At 59.7% G+C, this 26403-nt stretch carries 25 protein-coding genes and 1 pseudogene; 11 read left to right on the forward strand and 15 right to left on the reverse strand.

The features are described from left to right. Nucleotides 1-78 precede the first annotated feature (78 nt). From DTW90_RS19090 to DTW90_RS19105, 4 genes are all read left to right on the forward strand, one after another. On the forward strand, nucleotides 79-1497 hold the full coding sequence (locus DTW90_RS19090) for a PLP-dependent aminotransferase family protein (protein ID WP_132524680.1): 1419 nt from the start codon (nucleotides 79-81) through the stop codon (nucleotides 1495-1497). Nucleotides 1498-1645: 148 nt separating this feature from the next. Further along, nucleotides 1646-2284, forward strand: coding sequence for an acyloxyacyl hydrolase (locus DTW90_RS19095; RefSeq protein ID WP_149340206.1), 639 nt, complete (start codon nucleotides 1646-1648; stop codon nucleotides 2282-2284). 130 nt (nucleotides 2285-2414) lie between these two features. Next, nucleotides 2415-4646: a phosphoribosylformylglycinamidine synthase subunit PurL gene (gene purL / locus DTW90_RS19100; RefSeq protein WP_149340208.1), complete on the forward strand. Its 2232-nt coding sequence runs from the start codon at nucleotides 2415-2417 to the stop codon at nucleotides 4644-4646. Between the two features lie 19 nt (nucleotides 4647-4665). Next, a complete protein-coding gene (locus DTW90_RS19105; RefSeq protein ID WP_149340210.1) occupies nucleotides 4666-4899 on the forward strand; it encodes a BolA family transcriptional regulator in 234 nt (77 codons plus the stop codon). On the opposite strand, the gene DTW90_RS19110 is transcribed toward DTW90_RS19105, so the two are convergent. Then, on the reverse strand, nucleotides 4885-6084 hold the full coding sequence (locus DTW90_RS19110; protein ID WP_149340212.1) for a hypothetical protein: 1200 nt from the start codon (nucleotides 6082-6084) through the stop codon (nucleotides 4885-4887). The genes DTW90_RS19105 and DTW90_RS19110 overlap by 15 nt on opposite strands. 324 nt (nucleotides 6085-6408) lie before the next feature. On the opposite strand from DTW90_RS19110, the gene grxD reads away from it, so the two are divergent. The 3 genes from grxD (at nucleotide 6409) to DTW90_RS19125 (ending at nucleotide 9410) form a co-directional block, all read left to right on the forward strand. Then, nucleotides 6409-6744 carry a Grx4 family monothiol glutaredoxin gene (gene grxD / locus DTW90_RS19115; RefSeq protein WP_149340214.1) on the forward strand — a complete coding sequence of 112 codons (336 nt, stop codon included), beginning with the start codon at nucleotides 6409-6411 and terminating at the stop codon, nucleotides 6742-6744. A gap of 140 nt (nucleotides 6745-6884) precedes the next feature. Continuing rightward, nucleotides 6885-8117: a multidrug effflux MFS transporter gene (locus tag DTW90_RS19120; protein WP_149340455.1), complete on the forward strand. Its 1233-nt coding sequence runs from the start codon at nucleotides 6885-6887 to the stop codon at nucleotides 8115-8117. 12 nt (nucleotides 8118-8129) lie between these two features. Continuing rightward, nucleotides 8130-9410, forward strand: coding sequence for a multidrug effflux MFS transporter (locus DTW90_RS19125; protein ID WP_149340216.1), 1281 nt, complete (start codon nucleotides 8130-8132; stop codon nucleotides 9408-9410). A gap of 58 nt (nucleotides 9411-9468) precedes the next feature. Here DTW90_RS19125 and DTW90_RS19130 read toward each other — a convergent pair whose 3' ends face one another. The 12 genes from DTW90_RS19130 to DTW90_RS19185 form a co-directional block, all read right to left on the reverse strand. Continuing rightward, nucleotides 9469-10293: an inositol monophosphatase family protein gene (locus tag DTW90_RS19130; protein WP_132524666.1), complete on the reverse strand. Its 825-nt coding sequence runs from the start codon at nucleotides 10291-10293 to the stop codon at nucleotides 9469-9471. A 27-nt stretch (nucleotides 10294-10320) separates the two neighbouring features. Beyond that, nucleotides 10321-11148: an inositol monophosphatase gene (locus DTW90_RS19135; RefSeq protein ID WP_149340218.1), complete on the reverse strand. Its 828-nt coding sequence runs from the start codon at nucleotides 11146-11148 to the stop codon at nucleotides 10321-10323. Between the two features lie 48 nt (nucleotides 11149-11196). Continuing rightward, entirely contained in the window at nucleotides 11197-12069 is an 873-nt protein-coding gene (gene ttcA, locus DTW90_RS19140; RefSeq protein ID WP_132524662.1) for a tRNA 2-thiocytidine(32) synthetase TtcA, read from the reverse strand. Between the two features lie 71 nt (nucleotides 12070-12140). After that, on the reverse strand, nucleotides 12141-13067 hold the full coding sequence (locus DTW90_RS19145) for a glutaminase (RefSeq protein WP_149340220.1): 927 nt from the start codon (nucleotides 13065-13067) through the stop codon (nucleotides 12141-12143). 71 nt (nucleotides 13068-13138) lie between these two features. Next, nucleotides 13139-13756: a 30S ribosomal protein S4 gene (gene rpsD / locus DTW90_RS19150; protein ID WP_132524658.1), complete on the reverse strand. Its 618-nt coding sequence runs from the start codon at nucleotides 13754-13756 to the stop codon at nucleotides 13139-13141. 253 nt (nucleotides 13757-14009) lie between these two features. Further along, complete coding sequence (gene phoA / locus DTW90_RS19155; RefSeq protein WP_210251420.1) at nucleotides 14010-15431, reverse strand: alkaline phosphatase; 1422 nt, start codon at nucleotides 15429-15431, stop codon at nucleotides 14010-14012. Between the two features lie 167 nt (nucleotides 15432-15598). Then, complete coding sequence (locus DTW90_RS19160) at nucleotides 15599-17116, reverse strand: ATP-binding protein (RefSeq protein ID WP_149340224.1); 1518 nt, start codon at nucleotides 17114-17116, stop codon at nucleotides 15599-15601. A 121-nt stretch (nucleotides 17117-17237) separates the two neighbouring features. Further along, nucleotides 17238-18233, reverse strand: coding sequence for a GNAT family N-acetyltransferase (locus DTW90_RS38160; protein ID WP_348642642.1), 996 nt, complete (start codon nucleotides 18231-18233; stop codon nucleotides 17238-17240). A 12-nt stretch (nucleotides 18234-18245) separates the two neighbouring features. Continuing rightward, a complete protein-coding gene (murI, locus tag DTW90_RS19170) occupies nucleotides 18246-19046 on the reverse strand; it encodes a glutamate racemase (protein WP_149340226.1) in 801 nt (266 codons plus the stop codon). Continuing rightward, nucleotides 19027-19857 carry an RNA methyltransferase gene (locus tag DTW90_RS19175; RefSeq protein ID WP_149340228.1) on the reverse strand — a complete coding sequence of 277 codons (831 nt, stop codon included), beginning with the start codon at nucleotides 19855-19857 and terminating at the stop codon, nucleotides 19027-19029. Before DTW90_RS19175 ends, murI begins: the two co-directional genes overlap by 20 nt. 87 nt (nucleotides 19858-19944) lie before the next feature. Next, on the reverse strand, nucleotides 19945-21930 hold the full coding sequence (locus DTW90_RS19180) for an FUSC family protein (RefSeq protein ID WP_149340230.1): 1986 nt from the start codon (nucleotides 21928-21930) through the stop codon (nucleotides 19945-19947). A gap of 29 nt (nucleotides 21931-21959) precedes the next feature. After that, complete coding sequence (locus DTW90_RS19185) at nucleotides 21960-22499, reverse strand: hypothetical protein (RefSeq protein ID WP_149340231.1); 540 nt, start codon at nucleotides 22497-22499, stop codon at nucleotides 21960-21962. Nucleotides 22500-22732: 233 nt separating this feature from the next. On the opposite strand from DTW90_RS19185, the gene DTW90_RS19190 reads away from it, so the two are divergent. Further along, nucleotides 22733-23944 carry an NADP-dependent isocitrate dehydrogenase gene (locus DTW90_RS19190; protein WP_149340233.1) on the forward strand — a complete coding sequence of 404 codons (1212 nt, stop codon included), beginning with the start codon at nucleotides 22733-22735 and terminating at the stop codon, nucleotides 23942-23944. 95 nt (nucleotides 23945-24039) lie between these two features. Continuing rightward, complete coding sequence (locus tag DTW90_RS19195; protein WP_132524640.1) at nucleotides 24040-24486, forward strand: GNAT family N-acetyltransferase; 447 nt, start codon at nucleotides 24040-24042, stop codon at nucleotides 24484-24486. On the opposite strand, the pseudogene DTW90_RS19200 reads toward DTW90_RS19195, so the two are convergent. Beyond that, nucleotides 24461-24649 (reverse strand): annotated as a pseudogene (locus tag DTW90_RS19200) (transposase); the annotation flags it as partial. The gene DTW90_RS19195 and the pseudogene DTW90_RS19200 overlap by 26 nt on opposite strands. 135 nt (nucleotides 24650-24784) lie before the next feature. Between DTW90_RS19200 and DTW90_RS19205 the strand changes: the two are divergent. Beyond that, complete coding sequence (locus DTW90_RS19205) at nucleotides 24785-25186, forward strand: hypothetical protein (protein WP_149340235.1); 402 nt, start codon at nucleotides 24785-24787, stop codon at nucleotides 25184-25186. An 83-nt stretch (nucleotides 25187-25269) separates the two neighbouring features. On the opposite strand, the gene DTW90_RS19210 is transcribed toward DTW90_RS19205, so the two are convergent. Next, the gene (locus DTW90_RS19210; RefSeq protein ID WP_149340237.1) at nucleotides 25270-25539 is read right to left on the reverse strand and encodes a hypothetical protein; all 270 of its coding nucleotides are present in this window, start codon (nucleotides 25537-25539) and stop codon (nucleotides 25270-25272) included. A gap of 222 nt (nucleotides 25540-25761) precedes the next feature. Here DTW90_RS19210 and DTW90_RS19215 point away from each other — a divergent pair, with 222 nt between their 5' ends. Next, on the forward strand, nucleotides 25762-26388 hold the full coding sequence (locus DTW90_RS19215) for a glutathione S-transferase family protein (protein ID WP_149340459.1): 627 nt from the start codon (nucleotides 25762-25764) through the stop codon (nucleotides 26386-26388). The last annotated feature ends 15 nt before the right edge of the window (nucleotides 26389-26403 follow it).

A 26403-nucleotide genomic window follows, 5' to 3' on the forward strand; every position in this document is an offset into this window, starting at 1 on the left:
ATATTGGACTCGCTACATTCGCGTCGAATTGACCCTATTCTTGACAATGGGTAGGGATCAATCTATCAAATTGTCCCCATGACAAACTGGCTACCAGACCTATCGAGCGGCGTTGGCCCCGTTTATATCCGAGTTGCGGACAGTATCGAATCCGCGATCAGCCATGGCGTTTTGCCGCCCGGCACCAAGCTCCCGCCTCAGCGCAATCTTGCCTATGACATAGGGGTGACAATCGGGACAATCAGCCGGGCCTATGCGCTGGTTCACGAACGAGGACTGGTCGCAGGCGAGGTCGGGCGTGGCACCTACGTGTTGGATCGCGCCAACAGCAAACCCATCGAGCAAGCCGATCCCATTACCCAGGCACTCGCCGGCACCCGAGGCTTCGATGCGCCGGGCGACAAGATTCGCTTCGACACAACGGCGGCGCCCGACATCGGTCAGGGCGAAATCATCGGTCGGCTCTTCACGGAAATCAGCCGGGACCATCAGCTTGAGATTTCGTCCTATTCGCGGAACTTCCCAGCGAGTTGGTTTGCGGCGGGACGCGCCTGGCTTGGCCGCAATGGCTGGTATCCCGACGTGGAGAATGTCGTGCCGACACTCGGCGCCCATGCCGCTGCAATCGCAGTCATCTCCGCCGTCACCTCCCCCGGCGACAAGATCGTCTTTGAAAATCTGACCTATACCCAGGTCAGCCGCGGCGCTCGGCTTCTCGGGCGAAGATCGATCCTTGTTGACTCCGACGAACAAGGCATCATTCCGGATGATTTCGAGCGCGTCTGCCAGCAACAACATCCCCGCCTCGCCTTCCTGATGCCGACCGCGCACAATCCGACGGTCGCCACCATGCCCGAAGCGAGACGCAGGGCAATCATTGCAATCGCTCGCCGCCACAGCGTCTGGCTGATCGAGGACGACCTCTACGGCGGCATGACGCAGGACCAGAACCCGCTGATCGCAAGCCTTGCGCCGGAACGCACCTTCCTGGTCAGTGGCCTATCGAAGGCGGTAACGGCGGGCGTGCGAGGCGGCTGGGTCGCCTGCCCGCAGCATTTTGCCCAGCGCATCAGGATCACGCACAAGATGACGACGGGCGGCCTGCCCTTCATCCTGGCTGAGACCGGTGCCCGGCTGGTGCTCGAGGGCCACGCGGAAGCGCTGCGCCGCAAAAGCGCGGAGGAGATCCGTGCCCGCGAAGCGCTGGCGCGCGAAATCCTGGCCGGTTCCGATTTCAATTCTCATCCGCATGTACCGTTTCTCTGGCTGAAGCTGCCCGAGCCCTGGCTATCCGGCACGTTCAAGAATGCAGCCCTGGCCGACGGCGTTCTGGTGGATGACGAAGACGAATTCAAAGCGGGGCGCACCGACAAAGTCTACCATCGCGTTCGCGTTGCATTCTCCTCTCCGCAAGGTCGCGAGGAGGTTGCTGCCGGTCTGATGACCCTTCGCCGGCTATTGGACAATGGCTCTGCAAGCTACGATAGCTATAGCTGATTTTGCTAGCGCAACAGCTGCTGTTGCGGTTTTACATCAGCAATTTCAAATACCTCATCGAAATACCAAGCCTCCTTTACCATCTCGCTCGCGATGCTAGGAATTGCGTAGCCTGCCCGCGAGTCGCGGGTTTCTTGAGGATTCTTGCATGAGCCTGCACGTCGATCTCGTTAGACGTTTTTCGAGAAACGCATTGTCCGCTTTTGTGCTTTTGAGTTCAGTTGCTATTGCCTATCAGCCAGCTTCTGGTGCCGATCTTCAGCCTGCATCGGCCCCTCCCGCAGCCCCCGCGCCTGCTCCCGCCCCAAAGATTTTTGATGAATTGCGCTTTGGCTTGAGCGGTTCGATTGAGGACGGTCACGATCGCGAAGACGGCGTCATGCCCGACGTGATGGTCCTGTTCAATCCGTTTGGCTATAATCCGGCCGACGACTGGAAAGGCCAGCTCCTCCATCCGCGCATCCATATCGGCACGTCGATCGGCACGACCCATACCGCAGCGCAGCAGCTTTATGGTGGCCTGAGCTGGACACTGACAAATCCCAACGGCTTCTTCACCGAAGCGGGCTTTGGCGGCGTGGTCCACAACGGCAACCTGACCGACGAAAACGATGGTCCGAAGCTCGGCTGTCATCTGCTCTTCCACGAATATCTCGGCGCTGGCTATAATTTCGACAGCCACTGGAGCCTGATGGCCCAGGTTGCCCACTCCTCGCACGCCAATCTTTGCGACGGCCCGAATGGCGGCATGACCCGCGCCGGTCTCATGGTTGGCTACAAGTTCTAAGCCTCAGCTGAATTCATGATCTATTCTGCATGGCCGTCCTGTGAAGGGCGGCCATTTTCCTGTCGCATGACCTCTTCACTTGCGCTAAAGAGACGCCAATCCCGTCACCGGCAAGGACTCTCTCGCGCTCATGACAATTTCTAATACGATCCAGATCACCCCGGAACTCATTGCTTCGCACGGCCTGAAGCCGGATGAGTACCAGCTTATATTGGATCTGATCGATCGCGAGCCGACGTTCACCGAGCTCGGTATCTTCTCGGCCATGTGGAACGAGCACTGCTCCTACAAATCCTCTAAGAAGTGGCTGCGCACCCTGCCGACCAAGGGGCCGCGCGTTATCCAGGGCCCGGGTGAAAATGCCGGCGTCGTCGATATCGATGACGGCGACTGCGTCGTCTTCAAGATGGAGAGCCACAACCACCCCTCCTATATCGAACCCTACCAGGGTGCGGCGACCGGCGTCGGCGGCATCCTGCGCGACGTCTTCACCATGGGCGCCCGCCCGATTGCAGCCATGAACGCGCTCCGCTTCGGCGAGCCGGATCATCCGAAGACCCGCCACCTCGTCTCCGGCGTCGTCGCCGGCGTCGGCGGCTACGGCAATTCCTTCGGCGTGCCGACCGTCGGCGGTGAAGTCGAATTCGACGCGCGCTACAACGGCAATATCCTGGTCAACGCTTTCGCGGCAGGCCTTGCAAAGTCCAATGCCATCTTCCTGTCGGAAGCCAAGGGCGTCGGCCTCCCCGTCGTTTATCTCGGCGCCAAGACCGGCCGCGACGGAGTTGGTGGCGCGACGATGGCATCGGCGGAATTCGACGAATCGATCGAGGAGAAGCGCCCGACCGTCCAGGTCGGCGACCCCTTTACCGAAAAGTGCCTGCTGGAAGCCTGCCTGGAACTGATGCAGACGGGCGCCGTTATCGCCATCCAGGACATGGGTGCGGCCGGCCTCACCTGCTCTGCCGTCGAAATGGGCGCCAAGGGCGATCTCGGCATCGAGCTGCAGCTCGACAAGGTTCCCGTCCGCGAAGAGCGGATGACCGCCTATGAGATGATGCTGTCGGAAAGCCAGGAGCGCATGCTCATGGTCCTGCAGCCGGAGAAGGAAGATGAGGCCAAGGCGATCTTCGTCAAATGGGGCCTCGATTTTGCGATCGTCGGCAAGACGACGGACGACCTGCGTTTCCGCGTCATCCATCAGGGCGAGGAAGTCGCAAACCTGCCGATCAAGGACCTCGGCGATCAGGCCCCGGAATATGACCGTCCGTGGCGTGAAGCCGACAAGCGCGCCCCTCTGCCCGCAAATCTCGTTGCCGCTCCCAAGGATTATGGTCAGGCGCTCCTCACGCTAGTCGGTTCGGCCAACCAGTCCAGCCGCCGTTGGGTCTACGAGCAATATGACACGCTGATCCAGGGCAACTCGCTGCAGCTTCCAGGTGGCGACGCCGGTGTCGTGCGCGTCGAAGGCCATGCCACCAAGGCGCTTGCCTTCTCGTCGGACGTCACGCCGCGCTACGTCGAGGCGGATCCCTTCGAAGGCGGCAAGCAGGCTGTTGCCGAATGCTGGAGAAACATCACGGCAACCGGGGCCGAGCCTCTGGCTGCAACGGATAACCTCAATTTCGGCAATCCGGAAAAGCCCGAGATCATGGGCCAATTCGTCGGCGCCATCAGAGGCATCGGCGAAGCCTGCCGCGCGCTCGATTTCCCGATCGTTTCGGGCAACGTCTCGCTCTATAACGAGACCAATGGCGTCGGTATCCTGCCGACTCCGACGATTGCCGGCGTCGGCTTGCTGCCCGACTGGAGCAAGATGGCCCGTATCGGCAGCGCATCCGATGGCGACAGCGTCCTGCTGATCGGCGTAGACGGCAGCCACCTCGGCTCATCGATCTACTTTCGCGATATAATCGGTCAGACGGATGGCCCCGCTCCGGAGGTCGATCTTTTCGCCGAACGCCGTAACGGCGACTTCGTTCGCTCCGCGATCCGCAACGGCCAGGTCACCGCCTGTCACGACCTGTCCTCAGGCGGGCTCGCGCTGGCACTCGCCGAGATGGCCATAGCGTCGGACAAGGGATTGCAGCTCAGCCTCAGCGAATGCAAGGGAGCACCTCACGCTCTCCTTTTCGGCGAGGACCAGGCGCGCTACGTGATCACAGTACAGGCAGACCTCGCGAACTTCGTCTGCCTCAACGCCGAGGGCGCCGGTATTCCTTTCCGACGACTGGGTACCGTTGGCGGCGATGCGCTGGTGATCGACGATCTGATGTCGGTACCGGTTCAGCAGTTGCGCGAGGCACATGAATCGTGGTTTCCTGCATTCATGGACGGCGAAACGCTCGTCGCGGCCGAATAAGAATAAGGAATAGCCCCGCATGCCGATGAATCCCGGCGATATCGAAGACATGATCAAGGCGGGCATACCCGGCGCTAAGGTGACGATTCGTGACCTGGCCGGCGATGGCGACCACTATGCTGCGGAAGTCGTGGCAGAAGCTTTTCGCGGCAAGAGCCGCGTGCAGCAGCACCAGATGGTCTACAATGCGCTGAAGGGCAATATGGGCGGCGTGCTGCACGCCCTTGCCCTGCAGACATCAGCCCCCGATTGAGGCAACGCGCTCTGCCGGCCCCTCGCCGGCAAGCGCCAGGCTCGGCATGTTTGCCCGCGTGAACGTTGCAAATGCCGAGGCAGGCAATGGCCCCGCCGTCATCAGGGTGAAATCGAAAGCCGCCCGCTCATCGGGACCCAATACATATTGGCGATGAACGCGCAGTAGATCCCGCTTGATCTTGCGATAATGCTCTTCGGTGAGCATGGTCTTGAAACGCACTGTGGTGATAGCCGCCTGCGGCGCAGCCTTGTGACCGCAAACCGCCACGACCGGCACCTTGTAGAAGTGGATCGCATCTGTCAGGCAATGAACGTCGATCCAGTGTATGTTCTGGCAGCGGGCGAGCAACCCGACACGTGAACGCAGGACGTGGGCCGACCGCAGCAGCGCACATTGCAATATGGCGCTGCCAAGCGATGTGAAGACGACGCGCTTGTCGGCGAAAAGCTCGGGCTCCTGCTCGAGAAGCAGTCCGATCACATGCACGGCAATGCTGGACCCCATACTATGTGACGAGATAACATATTCATCCGCCGGCTCTTCCAGCGCGCGCCGTGCGCTTGTCGCGCAGGCTTCGATCCACTGCTGAGCGCTCAGCCGATTCAGCCCGGCCATGGCCACCGCCAGCTCCCAATCCGCAAACAGATGCAGCGTATGAAAACGCGCTGCAAACGGCAGGAAGGCGAAAATCATGAACGCTGCCGCAAGCGGTGCGCTCCAGAGAAAATGCCAGACTGAAAGCTCGGCTGCATAAGGCGCCGCAACGATTGCTGCGGCGATGGCCAGACCAACGAACATCAGAAGAAACGGAAAGATGAAGAACAGGCCGAATCGCCAAGCATGACGAAAATAGCCGAAAAGCCCGCCACCGACCGCAACACGCGCAGCTGCCAGATAGCCCTGGACAAGCCGGGTGAAGAAATTGCGGCCGTTCAAACGACCGACGAACTCATCGTGATCCAGGATATGAACTCGGCTAAGTGTCTGCCATGCCGCGCCGCTGGTCTTCACATCAAAATAAGGCGCCATCCCGAAAGGCTGAAGCTGGCCGACATCGGCCGAATAGTCCCATGCCTTGGCACTTTGCTTCGCAGAGCGGTCGTAGCGGGCACGATGGGCAGCAGCGTCGAGGGGCTCAAAACCAGGGAAGTGAAGGACCACCCTCTTTTTAATGGGATTCATTATAATTTACATGTCCAAACAGAGAGATGCGGAATGCAGACGGACCTTCGCACATCATTGCCTTCCGGCTTTTTAATGGCAGGCTGGAATCGAAACGGTGCTGCGTTAAGGTGACCGCAACGCCTGAGACGGGAGACATCCCATATCAAGTCAGGCGGTCGGGTTCAAACATCGAGACATTGCTGAACTGTTGCCTACACGCATCGGTTTACCGATTAAAAAAACCTGCCATGCATTATTGCGACTGGAAAACAAACTCCCACATGCTATCTAAAATGCACGAACGAACTGCGGGCCTTGAACCCGTATGTGAAAGGAAAAGAAATGAGCGGAATTAACGAATTCATCGACAACGAGGTCAAGAGCAACGACGTTGTTCTCTTCATGAAGGGCACCCCGCAGTTCCCGCAGTGCGGTTTCTCGGGTCAGGTCGTACAGATTCTCGACTATATCGGCGTCGACTACAAGGGCATCAACGTTCTTGCTGATTCGGAAATCCGCCAGGGCATCAAGGATTACTCCAACTGGCCCACTATTCCGCAGCTCTACGTAAAGGGCGAATTTATTGGCGGTTGCGACATCATCCGGGAAATGTTCCAGGCCGGTGAATTGCAGCAGCACTTCGAGGAAAACGGCATCAGCGTTCGCGGCGCCGCTTGACCGGTTACCGGACCTTTTCGTCCGGTTTCCATAGCTACTGATTTGATAAGGCGCTGCCTTTTCCGGCAGCGCCTTGGCATGTTTATGGGAATACTACCGTGGCGAATTCTTCACAGGCCATGTCCGCTGGGCAACTACCCATGGGCAAGCGCGAGTTCATTGCACTCGCAGCCTTTCTGATGGCGGTCAACTCTCTCGCGATCGACATCATGCTTCCAGCGCTGCAGCAGATCGGCGCCAGTCTTCAGGTCGATAACGAAAATCATCGGCAATATGTCGTAACCGCCTATCTCATCGGTTTCGGCTCGGCGCAGCTCTTTTATGGACCACTGTCGGACCGCTTCGGCAGGCGCATTCCGCTGCTGATCGGCCTTTTCATCTATGTCGTGTCCGCTTTCGGCATCGCTCTCATCCCCTCCTTTGCAGGACTTCTTATCCTGCGGCTGATCCAGGGGCTCGGCTCGGCGGCAACACGCGTCATCACGATTTCCATTGTTCGAGATGTTTTCGGCGGCCGTCAGATGGCCGAGGTCATGTCGCTGATCATGATGGTCTTCATGGTCGTCCCCGTCATCGCGCCTGGTACGGGCCAGGTCATCATGCTGTTCAGCACCTGGCACATGATTTTCGCCTTCATCGGCACCATGGCGACGCTGGTCGGCATCTGGATGTTCTTCCGCCTTCCCGAGACGCTGCGACCAGAAAACGTACGCCCCTTCACCGCAAAATCGGTGCTGTCAGGCTTTGCTATCTTCCTGACGAACCGCGTCGCCCTCTGTTATACCATCGCCAGCACGTTCCTCTTCGGAGCGCTGTTCGGCTTCATCAACTCGGCGCAGCAGATCTACAACACCATTTATGGCCTCGGCGTCTATACGCCGCTCGCCTTTGGTGGCGTCGCGTTGTTCATGGCCTTCTCATCCTTCATCAATTCACAGTTCGTCGGCCGCTTCGGCATGCGCAAGCTGTCGCACTTCTCGCTGCTGGCCTTCATGGCGCTGTCCTTCATCTGGCTGATGGTCCAGCTCTTCGGGCCGCAGCCGATGCCCTTCCCTGTTTTCATGGGGCTTTTTGCGCTGACCATGTTCCAGTTCGGCTGGATCGGCTCGAACTTCAATTCGTTGGCCATGGAGCCGCTCGGCCATGTCGCAGGAACGGCATCGTCGGTCCTCGGCTTCATGAGCACGGTCGGCGGCGCCCTTATTGGCGCTGTCATCGGCCAGTTCTATAATGGCACCGCAACGCCTATGGTGGCCGCTTATTTCTGCGTTTCGGTCGTCGGTCTGATCTTCGTGCTCATCGCCGAGCGCGGCAAGCTCTTCCGCCCGCAGAATGCACCACCGTCCTCCGATCCCTCTCTGGCAATGCACTGACTGGGGAAAGACATGAACCCGACGCAACTCAATAAAGCGGAGCCCGCCGGCTCCGCCCGTATCGGTCTTGGCACCGTGGAATTCATCTTCACGATCGCCCTGATGACCGCAAGCATTGCAATCGCGATCGACAGCATGCTGCCGGCGCTGCCCAAGATCGGCCAGTCCCTGCATCTTGCGGATCCGAATGACGCCCAGCTCGTCATCGGCGTCTATTTCCTCGGATTCGGGCTCTCGCAGCTGTTGTTCGGCAGCCTATCCGACGCTTTTGGTCGACGTCCCATTCTTCTGGGCGGCCTCGCCTTCTACATGATCACGATGCTCGCTGCCGGATGGTCGACAAGCTTCACCATGCTATTGGTGCTGCGCTTTGCGCAGGGCTTCGGCGCGGCCGCCGTCCGCATCACCAGCATGGCGATCGTGCGGGACTGCTTCGGCGGGCGTGAAATGGCGCGCGTGATGTCCTTCGTTATGATCGTCTTCATGGTTTCGCCCATCCTCGCGCCAACTATCGGCCAGTTGGTCTCGAATTATGCCGGCTGGGAATGGATATTCATCCTGCTCGGCACGATCGGCGGCATCCTGTTCATCTGGGCGTTCGTGCGCATGCGGGAATCCCTGCCGAGGGAAGACAAGCTGCCCTTCTCGGTCGGATCGATCGCAAGCGGCTTCAAGACGGTCCTGACCAACCGCATCACCTGCGGCTACATGATGGGCATGACGCTCTATACCGGCGTCATCTGCGCCTATGTTGTGTCAGTGCAGCAGGTCTTCGGCGAGGTCTATGGCTTGGGTGAATGGATGCCGACCGCCTTTGCCGCGACGGCAGGCGGAATCGCCGTCGCGCAGTTCGCCAACGGCTTCCTGGTACGCGGCTTCGGCATGCGGCGCATGTCCCATGCAGCAATGCTCGTCTTCACAGCGCTTGCGATCGTTGGCTATGCGATTGCGCTCAGCGGCACACCGAGCTTCGTCTTCATCTATCTCTTGATCACAGTCATGCTGATGGCCTTTGCGATCGTCACCACGAATTTCATGGCGATCAGTCTCGAGCCGATGGGCCATCTGGCCGGAACGGCAACCGCCGTCACCGGCTTCGTCTCGACGACGGGCGGAGCATTGCTCGGCAGCGTGGTCGGTCGAATGTTTGATGGCACTGTGCTGCCGCTCTTCGGCGGCTTTGCCATTTTTGGAGCGCTCAGCGTCGCCTTCACGCTGTGGGCAGAGAACGGCAAGCTTTTCACCCATCCGGGAGACGATCCGCAACTGGAAGCCGGCGCCGGTCATATATGAGAAAAGCCCGCCGAATTGCTTTCGGCGGGCTTTTTGCATGCTGCGATGATGCGTTTCGTCAGACCGTAAAGACTTCCCGCCGCAGAACATCCCAGCTGGCCTTGTCAGGCGCGATCAGCAACCCGCCTTCGAGATGATGCGGGAGGTAAGCGCTTCCATCGAAGCGTGCCGCATAGCCGCCAGCCTCCTGGGAGATCAACGTGCCTGCGAGATGATCCCAGGGCATCATCTTGTTGTACATCAGATAGTGCACGTGACCACCGGCGAAGGTACGGTATTCATGGGCCGCACAGCGGTAGTTCGTGAGGAATCGCACCTTGGCGAGATTGCCAAGAATCTCGGCCTTCTTCTCCCCAGGCAGGTAGCCGGTTGAGGCCATGCCGACCATCTGGTCCAGAGCGACGGGGGCTGCAACGGAAAGACGCTCCGCCTCGCCGCTCGGCCGCTTCAGCCATGCACCACTGCCCTTTTCAGCCATGACCCAATCATCGCCCATCGGATCGAAGATGATGCCCGCGACTGTCTCGCCCTTGACGATAACGGATGCCATGACTCCGAAGGCTGGAATGCCCGAGGCAAAGTTGAATGTCCCGTCGACCGGATCGACGATGATGGCGAGATCGGAGCCTTCGATCCTTTTGAGCAGCGCCGGCTCGGCAGCAACGGATTCTTCCCCGACGAAGACTGCGTCAGGCCAGAGTCGTGCGACCTCGGCCTTGATCATCCGCTCGGCCTGCTCGTCGGCCTCCGTCACCAAATCGGTGGCCTCGGTCTTGGCACGGACGTCGCCGCCACCCAGCCGACGAAAACGCGGCAGGATCTCGGCCTGAGCCGCGCGGCGAAGAAGGTCTGCCAGGGCTGTTACGTCTACGGAAGCGGTCATTCCTTTATTCCCTTCAATAAGTCGAATTCAGATGCCGACGATTTCGCGCCGAATGATTTGCCAGCTCTCGCGATCCGGCGCGGAAATGATGCCGCCCGAGATCTCGCCGGGCCGATAGGGAGAGCCGTCGAATTTCGCCGTATGGCCGCCTGCCTCCTGATGCGCAAGCACGCCGGCCAGATGATCCCAGGGCATCAGTTTGGAATGGCCGATGAAATGCATCTTGCCCGAGGCCACCATCCAATACTCGTATGCGGAGCAATTGAAGGAGAAGGTCATGCGCACCTTCGACATATTGGCGGCAATGCGCGAGCGGTCGGGTTCGTCCATATGCCCCCAGGATATGCCTCCGACCATTTGCGACAGATCGATCGCGTCCGCCACCTTCAACCTGGTCGATTGGCCGTCCTTCCGGTTGAGATAGGTTCCCGCCCCCTTGATGGCGCTGAGCGTGTCGCCGAGAACAGGATCGTGGATGATGCCCGCGACGGTCTCGCCCTTCACGGCAACTGCAAGAATGGTCCCGAAAACAGGAAAGCCGCCCGCGAAGTTGAACGTGCCATCGATGGGGTCGATCACAAAGGCAAGCTCGGCATCGGCCAGGGCCGGCACCACTGATTTGTCGGCCTCATAGGCCTCTTCGCCAACGATAAGCGCGGAGGGAAAGCGCTCGCGCAGCATCGCCGTGATCCGCTTTTCGGCCAAGAGATCGGCCTCCGTCACGAGGTCGATTGCCGAGGTCTTTTCAGCGATATCCGCAACACCGAGATTGCGGAAACGCGGCATGATTTCAGCCTGCGCTGCTTCCCTGATGCAATCACCTAGAAATAGAATGTCCTTGTCCGAAATAGTCATGTGAAATCCAGCCCTTCATGCGAATAAAGACCGTGCATAGCCGGATTTTCATGAAGGATCGGTGACGGCAAGGCTCGAAAAATCAAAGAGTTTCGGATCGAGAAGATGCGACGGGTTAACATGCGCCAGAGCCCGCAGCATCGTGTCCTTGCGGCCTGGCATGCGCCGCTCGATATCGGCGAGCATGTCCTTCATCGCGTTGCGCTGGAGGCCGTCCTGTGAGCCGCAGAGATCGCAGGGAATGATCGGGAACTGCATGGCAACCGCGAACTTGGCGAGATCGTCCTCCGCCGCATAGGCAAGCGGCCGCAGCAGCATCAGATCGCCTTCGTCATTCAGGAGTTTCGCAGGCATGGAGGCCAGGCGACCGCCATGGAAGAAATTCATGAAGAAGGTCTCGAGGATATCTTCGCGATGGTGGCCAAGGACGAGCGCATCGCAGCCTTCCTCGCGGGCGATGCGATAGAGATTGCCGCGACGCAGGCGCGAACAGAGCGAGCAATAGGTCGCTCCTTCAGGCACCTTCTCCTTCACGATCGAATAGGTGTCGCGATACTCGATCCGATGCTTCACGCCGATCTTGGTGAGGTACTCTGGCAGGATGTGCTTGGGGAAATTCGGCTGGCCCTGATCCAGATTGCAGGCGACAAGCTCGACCGGCAGCAGACCGCGCCATTGCAGATCGAGCAGGATCGCAAGCAACCCGTAGGAATCCTTGCCACCTGAGAGGCCGACCAGCCAACGCTTCTGGCCCTTCAGCATGTCGAAATCGTCGAAGGCCTGGCGCACCTGCCGAAGCAAGCGCTTGCGCAGCTTGTTGAAGGAGACGGAGCGCGGCACGTCGGCAAAGAGCGGATGCAGCGCGGTTTCGCTCTCCTCGGAACCGAGATCGGTATCCCCAACATCAGCCGCAATGTTCATCTCGTCTTCCAATCAAACCGTCAGCAAAACCTGGCAAGCCCATAGCAGAAAGCGGCGCGCGAAGACACCACTCAATCGCCGAACACGGACCAGCCGGTACGCGCCGCAAGCAGCTCGAGCGCGACGGAGCCGAGTTGCGAATTTCCGACCTTGTTCAGCCCCGGCGACCAGACGCCGATGGAGGCGATTCCCGGCGCGACGGCCAGAATGCCGCCGCCGACGCCGCTCTTACCGGGCAGGCCGACGCGATAGGCAAAATCGCCCGATCCGTCATAATGGCCGCACATCAACATCAGGGCATTGATACGACGCGCCCGCTTCGGGGAAACGACGGAATGGCCCGTCAGAGGATTGGTGCCCTGCGCGGCGAGATAGAGACCAGCGCGGGCAAGCTGAATGCAGCTCATCGATAGCGCGCACTGATGGAAATAGACGCCGAGCGTATGTTCGACGGGATGCTGGATATTGCCGTAGGCGCGCATGAAATTGGCAAGGGCGAAATTGCGAAATCCGGTCTCCGTCTCGGAGCGCGCAACCTTGTCGTCGATGACCACGGATTCGTCATCGGCGACATAGCGGACGAACCGCAGGAATTCGCCGATCGCCTCGCGCGGCGCATGGCCGGACAGCACGACATCGGTAACAGCAATGGCGCCGGCATTGATGAAAGGATTGCGCGGGATGCCTTCCTCGCGCTCGAGCTGGACGATGGAATTGAATGATGTGCCCGAGGGCTCCCGTCCGACCCGTTTCCACAGGCCTTCGCCGACCTTGCCGAGCGCCAGCGTCAGCATGAAGACCTTGGAGATGCTCTGGATCGAAAAACCCGTATCAGCGTTGCCGACGCTGTAGAGCTTACCGTCGGTCGTCGCTATCGCCATACCGAACTGATGGGGGTCGATCTTGGCGAGCTGTGGAATGTAATCCGCCACCTTGCCTTCACCAAGCCGCGGCGAAAGCTCGGCATAGATGCTGTCGAGAACTGCCTGCAAATCCATCCGTCACCCTCCGGATACGAAAAAGCCGCCCGAAATGAGCGGCTTTCCCATTTGCGAAACTGTATCCGCTATTAGCGCGAATAGAATTCGACGACCAGATGCGGTTCCATGACAACCGGGTACGGAACGTCGCCGAGCGCCGGAACGCGAGCGAAGGTCGCAACCATCTTGTTGTGGTCGGCTTCGATATAGTCAGGAACGTCGCGTTCAGCGAGCGAAACGGCTTCGAGAACCGTAACGAGCTGCTTCGACTTCTGACGAACTTCGATAACGTCGCCGGCCTTGCAACGGTAGGAGCCGATGTTGACGCGAACGCCGTTGACGGTAACGTGGCCATGGTTGACGAACTGACGGGCAGCAAAGACCGTCGGAACGAACTTGGCGCGATAGACGATTGCGTCGAGGCGCGATTCCAGAAGACCGATCAGGTTTTCCGAGGTATCGCCCTTGCGGCGGTCGGCTTCAGCGAAGATGGCGCGGAACTGCTTTTCGCGCAGGTCGCCGTAGTAACCCTTCAGCTTCTGCTTGGCGCGCAGCTGCACACCGAAGTCCGAAAGCTTGCCCTTGCGGCGCTGGCCGTGCTGGCCCGGGCCGTATTCGCGGCGGTTTACCGGGGACTTCGGACGGCCCCAGATGTTTTCGCCCATACGGCGGTCAATTTTGTACTTGGACGATTCGCGCTTGCTCATCGCATTTCCTTTCATAGTGTTGCACCGGTCTGTTGCCAAACCGGTTAAGGAAACACGCCCTCCTCTGAACTCCGTTTCAGAAGTTCTGACAGGTCTCTCACGAAAGCGTTCGGAAAGGCCACGGGACATGTTAAATGAAACACCGGACATTTCTGCCCGGTGCTGGCGCGGTGTTTAGTGGCCCGTCATGAAAATGTCAACAGCAATAGCGGGCCATTCGCGAAGAGATCGAAAACGGCCCGCCGGGCTGCTCTTACTTCAATTCCAGCGCATCCCGGATCGTATAGAACAGATCGGTCTGGTCGGTAAGGCCGGCCACGTTGGCAGCACGCGGACCGTAGGCGGCTATGCGCAGCTGCGAGCCGGTATGTCCCTGGTCGTCGACATCGTCGGAATTGCCGTAGCTGACGGCCATGACCGCACCATCCTTCGTCATCAGCGCTTCGGTCAAGCCCGGGGCCTTGGCTTCGGCGTCGATGATCTGGCTGGCATGGGCGTGGTCGGCGGTGACCACAACGAGCGTATTGCCGTTCGCGCGCGCGAACTTCAAGGCTTCCTGAACGGCTTCGTCGAGATCGACGGTTTCGCCGATCTGACCGCAGGGATTGGCGGCATGGTCCTGCTTGTCGATCGAGGCGCCTTCGACCTGAAGGAAGAAGCCCTTTGGGTTGGCGCTGAGCAGTTCAATCGCCTTGGTCGTCATCTGGGCGAGCGTCGGGGTTTCAGCCGTGCGCTTGGAGTTCGGCTGGCAGACGACAGCTTCCCTCTCGACATTGCCGTAATGGCTCGCCTTCGGCCCTTCCCAGCGGACCGGCATATTGCCTGGCGCAAAGAGGCCGAGCAGCGGAGCCTTGTCGTCGGCCTGCTTCACGGCCTGCAGATCGGCAAGGTTTTCGACGATCTTGAAGCCGCGGGCTTCAGCCTGCTCACGCAGGGTCTTGTCCTTCCAGTCGCCTGCCTTTGCAGTCTCGCCGAAGCTCTTGGCGCCGCCGCCGAGCGTGACATCGGCGCGCGCGTTCAGCAGCTGCTCGCTGATCGAGCCCTTGCCGCCGTTTTCGAGTGCGTTGGAAGCGCACAGCTTCGTCGTTGCTTCCGGACCGTAGCATTTGCGGTTCGTCACATGCGCGATCTGAACGGCCGGAGTGGCATCCTGCAGTTCAGCCGTCGAAACGTCGCCGGTGGCAAGACCAGCGGCCTTGGCCTTTTCGATCAGCGTCTCGTGGGCCGCTTCCTTGATATCGACGCCGATCGCGCCGTTATAGGATTTCACGCCCGTCGCCCACGCCGTCCCCGAAGCGGCGGAATCGGTGACATAGGTCGGCTTGCCGGTCTTCTTGTCGAGCGAATAATGCGTGTACTGGCCGGTGATCGGCAACGCGTCGATCCCGCGGAAGAACTGGCCGGCGCCACGCGCGTAGTTGCGCGCAATGGTGATTTCGGAATCGCCCATGCCATCGCCGATGAGCAGGATGACATTCTTCGGACGACCGTCCACGATGGAAGCGCGGAAGGCTTCAGTAATATCACCGGTCAGGCGACGAGCGCCGCCGGGCTCGCTGACGTCACCCTGAGCAGCGCGTTCCAGCAGCTTGTCTGCGGCCTCGTCGGCATGTGCCTGCGCGGCCATGAGCGTCAGAGCGGATGCGGCAAGAAAAAGCGAAAAATAGCGTCTGATGTCGTTCTGCATTGTTGAATATCCCCACCTGTTACAACGTGCACCGAACCCCCGGGGCACGCTAAAGTTATCCATGCGGGGTTTGAAGTGCATATGACAGATGAGTGAAATACTCCACTTTAATCCGTGACAGGCACATCGCGATTGGCGACGAGAGGGCTGACCGGTTACTCGGCCGCCGCCTGCTCAGCCACGCCGGCATCCGGCGCATTGGGGTCGCCGGGCGCGGTCTGGCAGTCCATATCCGGAAAGGCAACGATGCGCTTTCCCGAGAAATCGGTGTGGACCACAACACTGCCCTGCTCCTCGAAATAGCCGAGGAGACGGCGGGCGCGCCGAGCGGAATGCGTTCCATAGGCGCGTGCGATGCGGGCATCGGAGGGGCACGGCTCGCCGCAGACGGCCGCCTTTGCGAGCATCAGGAAGACGCCTTGCAGATCGTCCGTCACCCTGCTCGACAACGAAAGGGCAAGGTTCCAAACCTCTGTCTCCGCCGTTGCAGCATCGACGCCGGAACGGGAGACTGCCACCCTGCGCCGGAATTCCGGCAGCGACATCGGTGGGCCGGGAACGCGGCGCATACGCAAGCGAACGAGGAATTCCTGGTAAAGTACAGAATCCGTTCTGAAAGCCGCACCTGGATCATCCAGAATTTCGGCGAGCACGCCGCTCAGCCGCTCCTCGCGTTCCTCTTCCGACAATTCGACCTGGCTTGCCCGCGTCTCAACAGGGGCAACAGTCGCCGCCGGGGCCGATCGGGACAATTCGGCAAGAATATCGGTCGTCGGTCGTGGCGCGGGCGGGGCGCGGCGAACGATAGGCCGGGTGAACTCTTCCGGATCGGGTGTGAAGATCAGATCTTCCACATCCTGCGGCGCATCGGGCAAAGGCATCAGCTTCGGGCTGGACGAGCGCGCCGACGTCTCGACGGAACCGATCTGGATCGGTAGCGGCCGGCGCGACAGGGCGGGCCCGAGCGCGACGAAATTGCCGCGCTTCAAGTCGCGGAACATCTCCGCCTGCCGACGATCCATGCCCAGCAGGTCGGCGGCACGAGCCATGTCGATATCGAGAAAGGTGCGGCCCATCAGGAAATTCGACGCTTCGGCCGCAACGTTCTTGGCAAGCTTTGCCAGTCGCTGCGTTGCGATGACACCGGCCAATCCGCGCTTGCGGCCTCGGCACATCAGGTTGGTCATCGCGCCGAGCGACATCTTGCGCGCGTCTTCAGAAACGTCTCCGCCGACCGAGGGCGCAAACATCTGCGCCTCGTCGACCACGACCAGCACCGGATACCAATATTCGCGATCGGCATCGAACATGCCGTTGAGGAATGCTGCGGCAGCGCGCATTTGCTGCTCGATATCGAGCCCCTCGAGCGTCAGGACGCAGGAGACGCGGTGCTGGCGGATGCGGTTGGCAATGCCGGCAAGCTCGGCCTCAGTGCGCTCGCCATCGACGACGATATGCCCGAACTTGTCGGCCAGCGTGACGAAATCGCCTTCGGGATCGATGATGACTTGCTGTACCCATTGAGCGGATTGCTCCAGCAGGCGTCGCAACAAGTGCGATTTACCCGAGCCGGAATTGCCCTGCACGAGCAGACGGGTGGCGAGCAGCTCCTCGATATCGAGCGTCGCCGGGCTGTTGCCGGACGCCAATCCCATATCGATACCTACCTGCAATGCCTGACCCTTCCGAATTGGACTCAGATGCGCGAACGCTCATTTTTTCAGAAATGTTACGCTGTCGTCTATCAGAGAATTTGCGGGCTTTCGCGGCTGGATTTGAGAAACCCACAAAGGATTATTCGTTGTAGGGCAGATGCTTGCTCATATGCACGATGACGCCGCCCTTGAACGGCTCCTCACGATCGACGGAATAGCCGAGCTTCCGGTAGAGCGCGACATTTTCGGCGAACAACTGGTTCGTATAGAGCTTGATTTCCGGAAGTTTCAGGCCTGCCGCAACATCCTCGGCATGCCGCATCAGCCGACGTCCATATCCCCGCCCCTGAAACCGCGGCGAGACGGCGACATTCTCTATCAGAAGATGTCCCTCATCGGGGACTAGCTCGATCAGCGCTGCGAGCTCATTCCCGGCATAGAGCAGGTCGATCAGATGATGCCGGACCGCCTGCTCATAATCCGCCGTCATCGGCAGCGGCTCACGCCCGATCAGCGGCACCCATTTCGTGTAGGCGGCGCGCGTCAGCTCACGGATTGCATCGGCATCCGCAACATCGGCCCGCCGGATTTCGGGCTCCGACACATTGTCACTCACCGGAGACGCTGGGCTCCGAAAGCGCTCCAGCAGGTAGGCCAAGCAGTCTTCCAGGCCGCGGTCAGACGTATCGAATATCTCACAGCCGCTTTGCTGCGCTTCCGCTCGCAGATAGGCCGCCCAGTTCATCATGTCGGGATTTGCGAGTTCCGGCTGCGCCCGATCCACCGAAAGCCGCCGCGTTCTCGTCGCATCGTCGCAATCGACGAGAATAGGCACATAAGGGAGCACTCCAGCGGCGGCAGCACCCTCCGCAAGAAAGGACAAGCGCGTCTGCCCTTCGAACAATATGTGCCGCCCGTCCTTCGCCATGTCAGCGAGGCGCCGCATCCATTCGACAGTGGCCGCACGTTGCCACGCTTCGGGCGATCCGTGTACGGCAATCATCTCCTCGACCGGCGGGACGCCGATAGAATCGAAATGGAGAACATCGATTTCATCTCGCCAACGTTCGCTGACGGCCTTCGCAAGTGTCGTCTTACCCGATCCGGAAGCGCCGATGAGAATAACAAGTGTCACAGCTGATCGCCTCTACGCCCTGAGCCCGAAGCCTTGCATCAGCCGCCTGGTCGGAAAATCGGGCATGCCTGATGTGAACACCGAGAAATCGGAGTTTTCGGCATGGACCGCATCGGCAACCAGCGGCACGAGGCTGCGAGCGCGGCGGGCGATCGCCTCGGCAGGGTCGAGCCAATCTACCGGCCAGGGCGCCAGTCGTCGAAACAGATTGGCCATGAAGGGATAGTGCGTGCAGGCAAGCACGACAATGTCGGTCTTGCCGCCATCCTTCTCGACAAAACATTGATCGATTTCAGCAAGAACGGCTTCGTCGGACACGGTCTCGCCGCGAATGTAAGCCTCGGCCATCCGCGCAAGATTTTCCGATCCGACGAGGCGCACATGGCATTGCGTCGCAAAGGACTGGATCAGATCGCGGGTATAGGCGCGTTTCACGGTTCCGGGCGTCGCAAGAACCGAGACGAGGCCCGATCGCGTCCGCTCCGCAGCCGGTTTGATCGCCGGCACCGTGCCGACGAAGGTCATCTGCGGAAAGGCGGCCCGCAGATCCGCTCCGACAAGCGTGAAGGCCGTGTTGCAGGCAATGATGCAGATTTCCGGGTCATGGTCCTGCAGCAGCTTGCCGAAGAGCCCGATGATGCGCTCCTTCAGCGCCTGCTCCTCCCAGCTTCCATAGGGAAAACCGGCATCATCAGCGACATAGATGAAACTGCGCTCCGGCATCAGCACGCGCGCTTCGCGCAGCACGGTCAGGCCGCCGATACCGGAATCGAAGACCAGAACGGGTTTCAGCTCATTCGCTGCTGCTGTCATCGCCTTTGGCTTCCTTGCGCTTTGCCGGTGAGCCGCTGCCGCGCGGAGCTTTGCGCGAGAAACGGTCGAGTGAGGAGATGACGCCGCGCATCACGCTGATTTCCTGCTCCGTGAAAGCCCGGCGGGAGAGAACGGCCCTGAGATTGTCTACCATTTTTGGCTTTTTCCCGGCAGGGTGGAAATAATTGCGGGCGTCGAGCGCCTCCTCCAGCTGATCGAAAAGACCGAACAGCTGTTCCTTGGTGGAAGGTCGCTGCTCGACCGCCTGGAACGGCACGGCGGAGAGATCTTCCATCCCGGATTTCATCCACTCGTAGGACATCAGCAACACCGCCTGGGCGATGTTCAGCGAGGCAAAGGCGGGGTTTACGGGGAAAGTGACGATCTCGTCGGCGAGCGCCACTTCTTCGTTGTTCAGTCCCCAGCGCTCGCGACCAAAGAGGATGCCGGTCCCCTCGCCCGCCGCAAATTTTGCACGCAGCGTCTGGGCAGCCACAACAGGCGAGCGCACCGGCTTGTAGCCGTCACGCGAGCGCGCTGTCGTGGCATAGACGAAGTTAAGGTCGGCGATCGCCTGCTCGACCGTGTCGAACACGCGGGTAGCCTCGATCACATGGTCTGCCTTGGAGGCAGCGGCCTGCGCCTTCTCGTTTGGCCAGCCGTCGCGCGGGTTGACGAGACGCAGGTCCGCCAGTCCGAAATTCGCCATGGCGCGCGCCACCATCCCGATATTCTCGCCCATTTGGGGTTCTACCAGAATGATCGCCGGCCCTTCGGCCAAAAGTTGAAGCTCGCTGTTCGTGCCTGCCATGAAGTCCGTCCTTTGCCGCCATCAAGGCGCATTCGCCCCGGAAATAACGGCGCTTAGCGCAATCGGCAAGGCCCGATCACGGCCAGATCACGGATAGAGGCGATCCAGCATGGAGCCGACCATCTCCACCCCGAGACGTTTTCCATGACGCGACAGCGGCAGATTTTGACCGACCGTCCGTGGTGTCTTGCGCTGCACGAAGAAACAGTCCGACCCCTTCGGCGCGATCGCATCGATGCGTTTCAGGTTCTCCTCGAGGCTTTTTCTGATCTCGCCGTCCGGATCATCGCGGGAGTCGACGATGTTTCGGGCGAAAATCCGGGCCCAATAGGTACAGGCCATGAAGATCGCCAGGGTCTGGCGGATATGGCCGGGTCGCTTGACCACATACCAGGAGGCGCCAAGCGGTCGCGCGGCCGTGGCAACATCGCGATAGGCCGCATCGAGCTTCTGCGAGAGCTGAATGATTTCCATTCCCGATCCGTTGCCGAAGGCTGCGTTCAAAAGCGCCCGCAATGCGTCAAACCATTTGAGCAGGGCAGTATCGAGAATGCTCCTCGTCTTGGCCGGGAAAACGAAAAAGGCAACAAGCGTCCCCGTCACCGCGCCGAGAATGGTTTCCTCCACCCGCAGGTCCAGAAGGTGGAACGAGAGTGCCCCGGTCATCCCGTAGATCAGACAGAGGACGATGGTGATGAAGAAAGTCATCGCCCCGTAGGAGACCTGCAGAAAATAGAAGGCGAGGAAAATGGAGATCACCGACAGCACAATCGCGGCGGCCATATGTCCCTCCACCAGAGCCGCCAGGAGCATCCCGATCACAATGCCAAGCACAGTCCCCACTGACCGCTGCATCGCCCGCACGGCGGTATCGCCGCGAGAGCTGGTATTGTTGAAAACGAGGAAGGCCGTGAGGACGGCCCAGAACCAGCGTTCGCGCGACAGCATCAGCCCCAGGATCATCGCAATGCTGGTCGCAAGCGTAATCTGCAGGGAGGACCGCGTCGCCGGGTCGTCGAGCGATAATTTCGGCCATGTCACGGGCGTGCTGCTTGCCGCCTGCGAGGCCTCCAGCGCGCGAAAGCCCGTGCTACGGCCGCGTTGGATCAACTCGCCAAGCGCATTGCGCGCCTCATCCAGCCAGATCAGCGCTCGCGCCGTCTCCGCCCTGTCCTTGTCCTCCATGCTCTCGCAACTATCGATCTCGCGTCGCAGCAGGGCCTCGTCATGATCGATCACGGAATGAACAAGTGCGAAGGATGGCGGAGCGTGCTGGCTAAGAACGATGACGCTCTCTGCGGCGAGGTGAATGTCGAACAACCGCATTGCGACCTCGGCATCGGGCGAGTCGACGCTGGACGCGCTGTCCGCAGGCTTGGGCACAAAGCTCTCCGCCATGAGAACGGCTTCCTTCAACCGCTCTTCCGATTGCGTCAATGCCCTGCGCTCGCCCTCAGAAAGTTTCCCATCGGAGACTGCGGCCGCAAGCTCGACAAGAATCTGGTTCACCCTTCCTCGCACGCTTTCCAGCGCCCGCAACAGATCACGCCGCCAGTCATCGGGCAGGAGCCATACGCGCACGGCGTGAGCTACGAGGACAGCGACGACGGAACCGAATCCAACAAGCGGTATCTCCGCAAGTTTCGGCTGAAAATACGCGCCCATGAAATAGGACATGAAGGCAAACATGCCGACGGCATTCCAGCGCACGCCGATCGCCCGCCCCCAGCTGGCAGCAAAAATTATGAGAAGAAATACGAAATCGGAAATATAGCGGTGATCGACAAATAGGGCGGCGAGGATCACCACCACGATGCTGGCGACACAGCCGAGCAGCCTCGTGACCAATTGCTGTGAGGGCAGCGTATCCCGCACGGTCAGCCCGCCCTGGATCGAAAGCAATATTCCGAGCGCATAGGTGATCGTCGGAAGCGGCACGATAGCGATATGGATCGCAAACAGGATGACGAACGAAAAGGCGATCGTCAGCGTCACCCGCGTGGCCTGGCGAAGCCGCGAAAAGGCCGGGTCATTGGCGGCCAGCCAATCGCGAAGCTGATGACCGAGGTGCATACCCGTCCTTCATTGAGGGGGAGGAAAAGCTATTGCTGTTGCTGCTTCACGATTGCCTGCATTGCATCCTTGAGTGAGCTGACATTGCCGCTGTCATCCGTCGTCATGATATCGTCGATCACGGCCTTGCCACTCTCTTCGAGGACTTCGAAACGAACGCTCGTATAGGCCTGGTATTGCGGATCCGTTCCCATGCAGGTCGATTTCTTGAACTGGGCGACCACTTCCGTCTTGCCGTTAGATGGCGCTTGCAGCGAGATGGTCAAATCTTCCAGCGGGCAGGCATCCTCCCCGCCGACGATCACATCGTAATCGAAGGGCGAGATGCCGTCCTCGTCGACCGCCGGAAACTGCGCGGCCGCCTTGTATTTCTCAATGAAATCCTTGCTGTAAAGCTGGTTGAGCTTGGATTCCTCGAAAATGTCCTGCCAGTCGCTATCCCCACCGGCCCAGTTGGCGACGGTCGCGTCCATGACGGCTTTGACAGGTGCCACAGCGTCTGCGGCAATCGCTCCGGAGGCCAGCGAGACGAATAGGCCAAGGGCGGCCGCGGACAGTAATTTGCGCATGACGGGTATCCGTGAATGGTCCAAGCACTTGCGCGCGAGATTATCCGCATCCGCCGCTTTGGCAATGGCGCCTGCTTGAAAAATGCCATGGCAGTTCGAGGGAATGTGAAGAGCAAAAAGGTCGATCCGACGCCTCTAGCGGCTTTGCGTTCCAGGCACACGGTGCTATAGCGCCATGGACTTCATTCCCACTCCCCGGGACATTGGTCCCATCAGCAGAACGAGGCAGATACATGAAGAAGATCAAGGTCGCTAACCCCGTAGCCGATCTCGACGGCGACGAAATGACTCGCATCATCTGGCAGCTTATCAAGGACAAGCTGATCCATCCCTATCTCGACCTCGATATCGACTACTTCGACCTTTCGGTCGAAAATCGCGACGCCACCAACGACCAGGTAACCGTCGACGCCGCCAACGCCATCAAGAAGCACGGCGTCGGCATCAAGTGCGCAACGATCACCCCGGACGAAGACCGCGTCAAGGAATTCAACCTCAAGCAGATGTGGAAGAGCCCGAACGGCACGATCCGCAACATCCTCGGCGGCGTCATTTTCCGCGAACCGATCATCTGCCAGAACGTTCCGCGCCTCGTTCCCGGCTGGACAAAGCCGATCGTCGTCGGTCGTCATGCTTTCGGCGACCAGTACCGCGCAACCGATTTCAAGTTCCCGGGCAAGGGCAAGCTGACGATCAAGTTCGTGGGCGAAGACGGCCAGGTCATCGAGAAGGAAGTGTTCGACGCTCCCGGCGCCGGCGTTGCCATGGCCATGTACAACCTCGACGAGTCGATCCGCGAATTCGCCCGCGCCTCGATGATGTATGGCCTGATGCGCAAGTGGCCGGTCTACCTGTCGACCAAGAACACCATTCTCAAGGCCTATGACGGCCGCTTCAAGGACATCTTCCAGGAAGTCTACGAAGCTGAATTCCAAGATCAGTTCAAGGAAATCGGCATCACCTACGAACACCGCCTGATCGACGACATGGTCGCCTCCGCCCTGAAGTGGTCCGGCGGCTACGTCTGGGCCTGCAAGAACTACGACGGCGACGTCCAGTCCGACACGGTCGCCCAGGGCTTCGGCTCGCTCGGCCTGATGACCTCGGTCCTGCTGACGCCGGACGGCAAGACGGTTGAAGCCGAAGCCGCTCACGGCACGGTTACCCGTCACTATCGCCAGCACCAGAAGGGCCAGGAAACCTCGACGAACTCGATCGCTTCGATCTTCGCCTGGACCCGCGGCCTCGCACACCGCGCCAAGCTGGACGACAATGCCGAACTGGCCAAGTTCGCCTCCACGCTGGAAAAAGTCTGCGTCGACACCGTCGAAGCCGGCTTCATGACGAAGGACCTGGCGCTGCTGATCGGCCCCGATCAGCCGTGGCTCTCCACGACAGCCTTCCTCGACAAGATCGACGAGAACCTCCAGAAGGCCATGGCCTGATTGGGGCTGGCCTGATTGGGCCGGCATCTCAGGAAACAGTTGACGGCGGGGCTCTCCCGCCGTTTTCTTTTGGGCATCAGCCGCGAGGTATTTTCATGACCACGACGATTCGCCCGCTTCAGCCATCGGACCGCGCCGCCTGGCAGCCTCTCTGGGAAGGCTACCAGCGCTTCTACGAGGTCGAAATCCCGACTGAAACGACGGACCGGACCTGGGCACGCTTCCACGACGCATCCGAGCCGATGCACGCGCTGGGCGCATTCGACGACGAGAACCGACTTGTCGGCATTGTGCACGCGATCTTCCATCGCTCCACCTGGCTGCCCGATTGGACATGCTATCTGCAGGACCTCTATGTCGACGCAAGCCAGCGTGGCCGCGGCACGGGGGCAGCGCTGATCGAGGCGGTGGCAGATTTGGCGAGGGCCAACAAGGCAGGCCGCCTCTATTGGACGACGCATGAAACCAACGTCACCGCCCAGAGACTTTACGACCACATCGCCGCGCGCTCCGGATTCATTCAATATCGGAAGCCGCTCTGACTAGAGCTGTAAACTCATAAACTCGAAGCCACAGTCGCACTGAAGCAAGTTGGACCACAGCTAAGAAGTTTTCGGCCAGCTTGTCGTAGCGTGTGGCAATCCTGCGGAAGTGCTTGAGTTTGGAGAAGAAGCGCTCGATCAGGTCCCGTTTGCGGTAAAGCAATGTGCTGAAGAGAGGTCTGATCCCAAATTGGGCAGCAGCGGTTCGATTACGCGCCACTCGAAGTCAGTCAAATCATATCGACTCATGCCACCGTTGAATCAGACTTTAAACATTTGTGTAAGAGGAGGCGCACATTTGACAGGCAACGGCCCCATGCGTCACACTTCCGGCATGAGCAAGTCTTGGGATGATATTATTGTAAAACTTCGCGAGAAGCAGGGGCTCGAAGGGCGAGAATTTCAAACTGCGCTATCGGGGGTCGCTCAAGTCGCAAGCTTGATTGCGGAGGGGCCGCTCAACTCCGTACTGTTCGGATGGACCTCGATGCACGACCTGTGTGTCCAGCAAACTGATACAACTCCCTACAGCGGGCCATATCTTCGTATTTCGCCCTTGCCTTCCGGCTCCGTTGAATTTCGCTACGTCGATACCGGCATTGCCGAGAGACAATGGACGCGAGTGGAATCCGCCGGCCGAGCTGCCAGACGGTTTACCGCTTTTGTCGAGCAACTCCGTTGGGATGTATCGGGTTTATGAGTTCGCGACCTAGGCTGTAGACTTATAGGTGCGGAGCCAGCGCAACACACCGTTCGACTTGCAAGAATAAAGCTCTTTGGCGCCTATGCGTCGTCGATGGCGTACCGGATCAATCGTTCACACGCCGCCTCGCCCACATCATCTGGCGCGCCGAGATCGTCGAGGAAATCGCGAGCGATGAATCCTTCAAGGAAATAGGCGTAACATTTTCCAGATTGAATGATCGGATCAGTCGTCTCTGTAGCCTCGTTCGAAAGGAACGCAGCCGAATCTTCGCTCCACGGCTCCACTACAAAAATGGTATTTTCTTCCGACCACTCCCGCCGCCTGCACAGTAATTCTCGCAGCGTCATATCGCCCCCCCAATCACCATCGCCATTTAGCTTCAGAGACGGCTCGAATGCCAACGCGCTGGCCGTGTGGCGAACTTTAGCAAAGCTGACGTGAATAGCGACGAGGTTCCGTCGAGCAGATCACGCAATCTACACAATCATCTATTCTAGTTGAGCTACTTTGGCTCAAGGGGAATTTGCGACATGTCGACCACGACATGGCAACAATGTGAGGAAGAGACCGTGGCAGAAGAGCTGATATTCTATACAAACCCGATGTCGCGCGGGCGCATTGCGCGCTGGATGCTTGAGGAAACCGGCCTGACATACCGAACCGAGGTCCTTGCCTTCAGTGAAGAAATGAAGGCGCCGAGCTACCTTGCCGTCAATCCCATGGGCAAGGTGCCGGCGATCAGGCACGGCGAAACCGTTGTCACCGAATGTGCCGCCATCTGTGCCTATCTTGCCGAGACATTCCCGGAGAAAGGCCTTGCACCAAGGCCGGAGGAGCGTGCCGCATACTACCGCTGGATGTTTTTTGCGGCCGGTCCGGTCGAAGCATCTGTAACGATGCGGGCTCTCGGCTTCGAAATCCCGAAGGACAGGCTGCGCATGGCAGGCTGTGGCGATTTCGGCGATGTCATGGGCACGCTTGAACAGGCGGTTTCCGCCTCACCCTACATTGCCGGCAACCGCTTTACTGCAGCTGACGTTTACGTCGGCTCACATATCGGCTGGGGCCTCGCCTTCGGTACGATGGAGAAACGCCAGGCCTTTGTCGACTATTTCGGCCGTCTCAGCGAGCGTGACGCCTATAAGCGCGGCAATATGCTGGACGACGAAGCTGCCAAGGCTATGCAGGCGGCCTGACAAACCGGTGCCAGG

This window comes from Neorhizobium sp. P12A, from assembly GCF_008365395.1.
GTDB lineage: Bacteria > Pseudomonadota > Alphaproteobacteria > Rhizobiales > Rhizobiaceae > Rhizobium.